The organism is Azohydromonas lata (assembly GCF_034427735.1).
Classification (GTDB): Bacteria; Pseudomonadota; Gammaproteobacteria; order Burkholderiales; family Burkholderiaceae_C; genus Azohydromonas; species Azohydromonas lata.
Window position 1 is genome coordinate 24,891 of sequence record NZ_JAXOJX010000071.1, and the last position, 8,641, is coordinate 33,531.

5 protein-coding genes are annotated in these 8,641 nt (G+C 69.1%); 2 read left to right on the forward strand and 3 right to left on the reverse strand.

Annotated elements, in window-relative coordinates; genetic code table 11:
* Nucleotides 1-22: 22 nt before the first annotated feature.
* The 3 genes from SM757_RS28390 to hemE all read right to left on the reverse strand — a co-directional run bounded on the left by SM757_RS28390 (nucleotide 23) and on the right by hemE (nucleotide 7,099).
* On the reverse strand, nucleotides 23-2,071 hold the full coding sequence (locus tag SM757_RS28390; protein WP_322467931.1) for an ATP-dependent helicase: 2,049 nt from the start codon (nucleotides 2,069-2,071) through the stop codon (nucleotides 23-25).
* 1,520 nt (nucleotides 2,072-3,591) lie between these two features.
* The gene (locus SM757_RS28395) at nucleotides 3,592-5,742 is read right to left on the reverse strand and encodes a primosomal protein N' (protein WP_322467932.1); all 2,151 of its coding nucleotides are present in this window, start codon (nucleotides 5,740-5,742) and stop codon (nucleotides 3,592-3,594) included.
* Between the two features lie 259 nt (nucleotides 5,743-6,001).
* Nucleotides 6,002-7,099, reverse strand: coding sequence for a uroporphyrinogen decarboxylase (hemE, locus tag SM757_RS28400; RefSeq protein ID WP_322467933.1), 1,098 nt, complete (start codon nucleotides 7,097-7,099; stop codon nucleotides 6,002-6,004).
* Nucleotides 7,100-7,195: 96 nt separating this feature from the next.
* Between hemE and SM757_RS28405 the strand changes: the two genes are divergently transcribed.
* Together SM757_RS28405 and SM757_RS28410 are read left to right on the forward strand one after the other, a co-directional pair.
* Nucleotides 7,196-7,858: a LemA family protein gene (locus tag SM757_RS28405; protein ID WP_322467934.1), complete on the forward strand. Its 663-nt coding sequence runs from the start codon at nucleotides 7,196-7,198 to the stop codon at nucleotides 7,856-7,858.
* A gap of 7 nt (nucleotides 7,859-7,865) precedes the next feature.
* A partial coding sequence (locus tag SM757_RS28410; RefSeq protein ID WP_322467935.1) for a TPM domain-containing protein occupies nucleotides 7,866-8,641 on the forward strand: 776 nt, incomplete at its 3' end.

Consider the following 8,641-nt stretch of genomic DNA (forward strand, 5'->3'; position numbering starts at 1 on the left):
CGTGCCGGCCCTGGCAGCCGCTTTACACGGGCGTTTGCGCCGTGCGGGCCGCGAGCTGGGCGCGCAGCTTCTTGAGCCGCTCGCGCGGGTCTTCCTTGGTGGCGCTCTCGTGCAGCTTCATCTCGGCAATGAAGCGGCTGGGCTGCGCAGCCACGGTCTCGCGCCCGCGCTTGCGCCGGCGCAGCACGCTCACGGCCAGGGTGCGGCGCGCGCGGGTGATGCCCACGTACATCAGGCGGCGCTCCTCCTGCAGCCGCTCCGCGGTCATGTCCTCGTCCTCGCTGCGAAAGGGCAGCAGCCCCTCGTTGACGCCGGCCAGCACCACGTGCGGCCACTCCAGGCCCTTGGAGGCGTGCAGCGTGGAGAGGGTCACCACGTCCTGCTCGGTGCCGCGCTCGGCCAGGCTGATGATGACGCTGATGCTCTGCGCCACCTCCAGCACCGTCTTCTTCTCGCTCTCGAAGGTGCCGCCCTCCTGCGTGATCTCGCCGCCGCAGCGCCGCGCCACCCAGTCCACGAAGTCCATGACGTTGTTCCAGCGCGCGGCGGCGAGCTTTTCGCTGTCCTCGCCGTCGTGCAGGTGCTTTTCGTAGCCGATATCGGTGAGCCACTCCAGCAGGAGCTTGCGCGCGTCCTCGTTGCCGCTGGTGTGGCGGGCGCGGTATTCGAACTCGTTGACGTAGCGGCCGAACTCGTGGAGGCCGTCTATGGCCTTGCGGTTGAGCGCGGCGGGCAGGCTCTCGGCGAACAGGGCCTCGAACATGGAGAGCTTCCACTTGCCGGCGAACTCGCCCAACGCGGCCAGCGTCTGGTGGCCTATGCCGCGCTTGGGCGTGGTGACGGCGCGCAGGAAGGCGGGGTCGTCGTCCTGGTTGACCAGCAGCCGCAGCCAGGCGCAGAGGTCCTTGATTTCCGCGCGGTCGAAGAAGCTCTGGCCGCCGGAGACCTTGTAGGGGATCTGCGCCGCGCGCAGCTTCTGCTCGAACACGCGCGCCTGGTGGTTGGCGCGGTAGAGGATGGCGAAGTCGGCGAACTTCAGCTCCGCCCCGCCCTGCGCACGGATGCCTTGTATGAAGGCCACGGCGCGCTCGGCCTCGTGCTCCTCGCCGTCGCACTCCATGACGCGCACGGGCTCGCCGTCGCCGAACTCGCTCCACAGCTTCTTTTCGAACAGCTTGGGGTTGGCGGCGATGACGTTGTTGGCCGCGCGCAGGATGGCGCCGGTGGAGCGGTAGTTCTGCTCCAGCGGAATGATCTTGAGCTGGGTGAAGTCCTCGGGCAGCCGGCGCAGGTTCTCGATGGTGGCGCCGCGCCAGCCGTAGATGCTCTGGTCGTCGTCGCCCACGGCCGTGAAGTGGCCGCGCAAACGGTCGTCCGGGTGGTCCACCAGCGCCTTGAGCAACTCGTACTGGACGGAGTTGGTGTCCTGGTACTCGTCCACCAGCACGTGGCGGAAGGTGTCCTGCCACTTGCGCCGTGCCTCGTCGTCGCTGGTGAGCAGCTTCAAAGGCAGGCCGATGAGGTCGTCGAAGTCCACGGCCTGGTAGGCCGAGAGGCGCTCCTCGTAAAGCTTCATCACGCGGGCGACCAGCTCCTCTTCCGCGTTCTGCACGGCCGAGCGCACGGTGTCGCTGTTGAAGCCCTGGTTCTTCCAGAGGCTGATGGTCCATTGCCACTGGCGCGCGGTCTTGTTGTCGGTGCTGCCGCCCACGTCGCGCAGCACGCCCAGCACGTCGTCGGCGTCCAGGATGGAGAACTGCGCCTTCAGGCCCAGGCGCTGGCCGTCCTCGCGCAGCATGCGCACGCCCAGGGAGTGGAAGGTGCTGACCACCAGGTCCTTGGCCGCGCGCGGCCCAACCAGGCTCTTGGCGCGCTCGCGCATTTCCTGCGCGGCCTTGTTGGTGAAGGTGATGGCCGCGATCTGCTTGGGCTCCAGCCCGGCCTGCAGCAGCCGGGCGATCTTGTGCGTGATCACCCGGGTCTTGCCCGACCCCGCGCCGGCCAGCACGAGGCATGGGCCTGCGAGGTGGTGGACGGCTTCGAGCTGGGCGGGATTGAGGGTGTCGGCCATGGGAGCGGGAAACGGGAAGCAACGGACGCGGGAAGCGTACGGAAAGTGCGCGTGGGACGCGCAGGCGGCGGACGGCGGCGGTCCGCGAAAGCGGCGCGCATGATAGCCAGCCGTCCCACCGCCGCGCCGCATGTCCGACACCGCAGCGCCCCCGGCCGCGACGCGCATCACGCACCGGGCCGCCGTGGTGTAGGCACTGCACGGCCGCGGGCCGGCCGCTCCTGGCAGGCATGTGAGCTTCTCACGCCAAGTGCTTGAAGCAGGCCGTGTTTTTCCAGCTGTCCACCCGAGCTGTGGACAACTTTGTGGGCAAGGTGCCGGCGACTGCGCCAAGTGCTTGATTCCACAAGCCCGCAGCCCGGCTGCCCGCCCTTGAGGCAACGGTGCCCCACTCATAAAAATCAATGACTTAGCTCAACCCTCAAGGAGCAACCCCTGCCTTGGAAGTGCTCGCCACCCCGCACGGCAGACGGCGGCGGAGTATGTCGGCCTTGGGGATAAAAGCCCGGCCTTGCAGGCATGGGAACGCAGCCGATATTGCCGGGCGGCGTCCAGAACAAATTCAAATTGGGCTTCACCCGACTGGCGCCCATGATTTCGCAGAGGAGCGGAAGAGCCTTATCAAGCCCCGGCCGCACACTCATCGCTCCATGCACCGTTTCTGTGGACAAGTCAGTGAGCAAGCTGGCCATGACTGCCTTAAGTCCTTGATGCGCCAAGAACAAACGTCGGCTGCCTATTTTTTGCGCAGTGCGCCGGACCTGGAGAAGAATCAAGCACTTGGCGCATTTTTGTTACGGGTCAAGCCCTTCGATGCGTCTTCAGCCAAATCGGGCGACCCGGTGTGGAATTTCCTTTTGACGTCCTGCAAACCTCGGCCGGGATGTAACGAAAACCCTGTCCATTTGTTTTCCCGGCAGCCTTCAAGCGCTGTGGATAACTTTGTGCGCAAGCTGCACAAGAGTGGCGCAAGTGCTTGTCGCATCAGGAGGGTGGGCGCTCGCATGCGGCCTGTGCGCGGTTCAAATAAATCTTGTGAATCAAGGATTTAGAAAATCGTGCCCGCCCCGCTTCGGTGCGGCGCGCGCCGGCCTCGCACGGCTTGCACCGCTGTTTCCGAAGTGGGGACAAGGGGGCTTGTCAAGCCCCACAAAACGGCCATCACGTTGGCGCAAACGTGTCAAGCGGTTGCGGCAACGGCGCCGGTGTGACATGCGCCTCATGCGCCGTCTGAGGGAAATTGCGCAAGCGGCTGATTCCAGGCGGTTTTTCCCAAACCGGCCCTCCAAACTGTGGACAACTCTGTGGGCAAGCTGCTGGTGGAACGCCCAAGTGCTTGATCCGGCGGGCTTGGAAGCCAAACGCCCCTGGATGCGGCGCCCCGGCAAAGCGGCATGCAGGCGGCGGGCTTGGGACTACAGGCGGTTGCGCAACTTGCGTGCCTTCTCAACGCCATGGCGGTACGGCATCGCGCAGTGCCCATTTGCCAACGAGGAATAAACGGGAGGACATGCCCCTCTTCAAATTCCCAGCGGATCCACGTCCACCGCCCAACGGATGAGCCCCTTGTGCGCCGCGCGCAACGCATGCAGCTTGGGCAGCCACTGCGCCAGCAGCCGCTGCAGCGCGGCGCGCGAGGGCGACTCCACCAGCATCTGCATGCGCTCCACGTCGGCCACGCGCGCCACGGGCGGGGGCACGGCCGGGTAAACCAGCACCTGCTCGGCCTCGGGAAATTCGTTGGCGCAGGCGGCCGCGTCGTCCAGGAAGGCGCTGGCCGCCTCCGGCGTGCGCGCCTCGGCCCGCAGCAGCGCCAGGTGCGTGTAGGGCGGCAGCCCGGCGCTCTCGCGCTCGGCCAGCTGCGAGGCGGCGAAGCTCTCGAAGTCGTGCCGCCGCAGCGCGGCGTACAGCGGGTGCGTGGGGTGCCAGGTCTGCAGCCACATCTGGCTGCGCGCGGCTTGGCGGGCATCACGCCCCGCGCGGCCCGCGGCCTGCATGAGCAGCGCGAAGAGGCGCTCCGGCGCGCGGAAGTCGCTGGCGAAGAGCGCACTGTCCGGGTTGACCGCCGCCACCAGCGTGATGCGCCGGAAGTCGTGGCCCTTGGCGACCATCTGCGTGCCCACCAGCACGTCCACCTCGCCGGCATGCACGGCCGCCAGGCGCTCCTGCAGCGCACCGGCGGCGCGCGTGGTGTCGGCGTCTATGCGGGCCACGCGGGCGGCGGGCAACGCTTGGGCGATCTGCTCCTCCAGCCGCTCGGTGCCGCGGCCCAGGGGCTGCAGGTCGAGGTTGCCGCACTGCGGGCAGGCACGCGGCACGCGCTCGGTGAAGCCGCAGTGGTGGCAGCGCAGCGTGCGGTCGCCGCGGTGGAACACCCGCCAGGCGCTGCAGTGCGGACAGCCGCTCTTCCAGCCGCACTCGGTGCAGTGCAGCACCGGGGCGTAGCCGCGGCGGTTGAGGAACAAGAGGCTTTGCTCGCCCAGGGCCAGGCGCTCGCGCAGCGCGTCCACCAGTTGCGGCGACAGCGCCACCGTCACGCCATGCGTGCGCGGCAGCAAATTCATGTCCACCAGCCTGACTTGCGGCAGCACGCCGCCGCCGATGCGGCTGGCCAGGTCCAGGCGCTTGTAGCGGCCCTGCTGCGCGCGATGCCAGCTCTCCAGCGAGGGCGTGGCCGAGCCCAGCAGCACGGGAGCGCGCTCCAGCCGGCCACGGTAGACGGCCAGGTCGCGCGCGGAGTAGCGGGCGCCCTCCTGCTGCTTGTAGGAGGGGTCGTGCTCCTCGTCCACGACGATGAGGCCCAACCGCGGCAGCGGCGCGAACACCGCCAGCCGCGTGCCCAGCACCAGGTCCGCCAGGCCCAGGTGCGCCATCAGCCAGTGCTTCAGCCGCTGCGCCGGGGTGAGGCCGCTGTGCAGCGAGACGAGGCGCCGGCCCTTGAAACGCTCGGCAAAGCGCGCCTCCAGTTGCGGCGTGAGGTTGATCTCGGGCACCAGCACCAGCGCCTGCCGACCGGCGGCCAGGGTGTGGGCGGCGGCCTGCAAATACACCTCGGTCTTGCCGCTGCCGGTGACGCCGTGCAGCAGGAAGGTGCCGTCCGAAGCCGCAGCCGTCACGGCCTCCACCGCGGCCTGCTGGTCCGGCGTCAGTGCGGGTGGCTCGTTGGCGTGCCCGGCCGGACGGGGCGGCGCGGCGGCCGCCGGATTTGCCGGATCTGCGGGTTCGAGGCCGTCGCCGTCGTCCTCATCGGCGTCCGCGGCATCGGCACCACCCTGCTCCAGCGCCTTGCGCAGCCGGGCGATGCGGCGCGCGAGCTTGGTGTCGTCCAGCTTGCGCAGCTCCGGCGGCAGCACCGACAGCGCCACCTCGCCCAAGCCGCGCTGGTAGTAGGCGGCCGTGAAAGCCACCAGGTCGCGCCAGGCGTCGCCCAGGGGCGGCAGCGCGGTGAACACCTGCGCCACGGGCCGCAGGGCGTCGTCGGACAGGGGGGGACGGCCAGTCTCCGCCGCTTCGGCGGGCGCGTCCCACACCAGGCCGGGCACCTCGCGCCGGCCCAGCGGTACGCGCACCAGCGTGCCGGGCGGCAGGGGCAGCTCGCTCAAGTAATCCAGCGGCCCGCCCAGGCCGCTGTATTGCGGCGCCTCCACGGCCACCGCCAGCCGGTACGTCATGGATGGGCCGCCGCTGTGGATAACTTTGTGGGGAAACTGCGCGCGAGCCGTTCACAGCCTGTACGCAGCGCGGGTTTCCACCGTGCACGGAGTTGCAACACGGGGAAATTCATCAATGAGATCAACGGCTTAACGCTATTCCGCAGGGCCGGCGCAGCCGGAAATGATGCTTCCGGCGGCGTCAGGCCGCAGAGCTGATTCCGTGGACAAGTCAAGCCCCGCGCATCAAAGACGCCCAGCTTGCGCAAGCTCCAGGCTTTCAGGCCGTGGCGCGCAGGCGTCGCGAGTGCTCGTGCACGGTGTCCACCAGCACCTGCACGTGCTCAGGCGGCGTGTACTGGCTGATGCCATGGCCCAGGTTGAACACGTGGCCGCCCAAGCCGCCGTCGGCGCGCTGCGGGTGGCCGAAGCTGTCCAGCACGCGCTTGGCTTCGGCCTCTATCGCGGCCGGCGGGGCGAACAGGATGTTGGGGTCCAGGTTGCCCTGCAGGGCGACGCGGTCGCCCACGCGCTCGCGGGCGCGGGCCAGGTTGACCGTCCAGTCCACGCCCAGCACGTCAGGCACGGATTCGCCGCCGAGCATGTCTTCCAGCCACAGGCCGCCGCCCTTGGTGAAGACGATGTGCGGGATGCGCTGCCCGTCGTGCTCGCGCTTGAGCTGCTTCAGCACGCGCTGCGTGTAGGCCAGGCTGAACTGCTGGAAGGCGCCGTCGGCCAGCACCCCGCCCCAGCTGTCGAACACCATCACGGCCTGCGCGCCGGCCTCGATCTGCGCGTTGAGGTAGGCGGCCACGGTGTCGGCGTTGAGGGCCAGGATGCGGTGCATCAGGTCGGGGCGCGAATACAGCATGGACTTCACCAGGCGGTAGTCGTCGCTGCCGCTGCCTTCGACCATGTAGCAGGCCAGCGTCCACGGGCTGCCGGAGAAGCCGATGAGCGGCACGCGCCCGTTGAGCGCTTTGCGGATGGAGCTCACCGCGTCGAACACGTACTGCAGCTTGGCCATGTCGGGCACTTCCAGCTTCATCACCGCGGCCTCGTCGCGCACGGGCGTGGCGAAGCGCGGACCCTCGCCGGCAGCGAAGCTCAGGCCCAGGCCCATGGCGTCGGGGACGGTGAGGATGTCGCTGAACAGGATGGCGGCGTCCAGCGCGTAGCGGTCCAGCGGCTGCAGCGTCACTTCCGTGGCGAAGTCCGGGTTGGTGGCCAGCCCCATGAAGCTGCCCGCGCGCGCGCGCGTGGCGCAGTACTCTGGCAAATAGCGCCCGGCCTGGCGCATCAGCCACACGGGCGTGTAGTCGGTCGGCTGGCGCAGACAGGCGCGCAGGAAGGTGTCGTTGGCGAGCGGTGCGGTCATCCCGCGATTATCCCGTGCGGCTATCCCTTGGTCAGGTGCGCCATGTGCTGAGCTAGCATCCCCAAGCAAACCCTTCACGGAGCAGTGGATATGCGCATGCGCTGGCTGATCGCCTTCTTCGCGGCCTTCCTTCTCTCAGGCTGCGGCTACAACCAGTTCCAGCAACTGGACGAACAGAGCAAGGCCGCGTGGGCCGAGGTGCTCAACCAGTACCAGCGCCGCGCCGACCTGATTCCCAACCTCGTCAACACCGTGCGCGGCGAGGCCAACTTCGAGCAGGAAACGCTCACGCGCGTGATCGAGGCCCGCGCCAAGGCGACCAGCGTGCAGGTCACCCCCGAGACGCTCAACGACCCGCAGGCCATGCAGCGTTTCCAACAGGCGCAGGGCGAGCTCTCCAGCGCGCTGTCGCGGCTGCTGGTGGTGAGCGAGCGCTACCCGGACCTCAAGGCCAACCGCGGTTTCCAGGACCTGCGCGTGCAGCTCGAAGGCACGGAGAACCGCATCACCGTCGCCCGCAACCGCTATATCAAGACGGTGACCGACTACAACGTGCTCGCCCGCAGCTTCCCGACCAACCTCACCGCCATGGTCTTCGGCTACAAGCCCAAGCCCAGCTTCACGGTGCAGAACGAGGCGGAGATTTCGCGGCCGCCCACGGTGGATTTCGGCACGCCTTCGCGCAACGCGCCGCCGGCCACGACCACGCCGACCTCGCCCGTGGCCCCGTCACTGCCGGCCAGCCCGGCCTCGCGTTGAGGCGGCCATGCGCGGCCTCACCTCCGCGCTGCGCGGCCTGCTGCTGGCGCTGGCCGCGCTGCTGTTGACTCCCGTCGCCGGCGCGCAGGACGTGCTGCCCATCCCCGCGCTCAACGCCCGCGTCATCGACCAGACCGGCACCCTCAACGCCTCGCAGCGCGGGCAGCTCGAAGCGCGGCTGGCGGACTTCGAGCGCGAGGCGGGCACGCAGCTCGTCATGCTGCTGGTGCCGACCACGGCGCCGGAGGACATCGCCAGCTACGCCTTCCGCGTGGCCGACCAGTGGAAGCTGGGCCGGCGCGACGTGGGCGACGGGCTGCTGCTGGTGGTGGCCAAGAACGACCGCCACGTGCGCATAGAAGTCGCCAAGGCGCTGGAGGGCGCGATTCCCGACCTGGCGGCCAAGCGCGTGATCGACCAGGCCATCACCCCGGCCTTCCGCGCCGGCAATTTCGCGGGCGGCCTGCTGGCCGCGGTGGACGAGCTGCAGGCGCTGGTGAAGGCCGAGAAGCTGCCCGCGCCGGCCTCGGCGCCCGAGGGCTGGAGCGGCTCCAGCTCCACCGCGCAGCGCGGCGGCGAGCAGGGGTTTCAGCTCGAAGACCTGGCGCTGTTCTTCTTCATAGGCGTGCCGGTGCTGGGGGCCGTGCTCACCGCCATGCTGGGCCGCAAGCTGGGCGCGCTGGCCACGGGCGGCGCGGCCGGCGGCCTGGCGTGGCTGTTCAGCGCGAGCCTGATGCTGGCCGGCGCGGCCGCCCTGCTGGCGCTGGTGCCTGTCTCTTATAC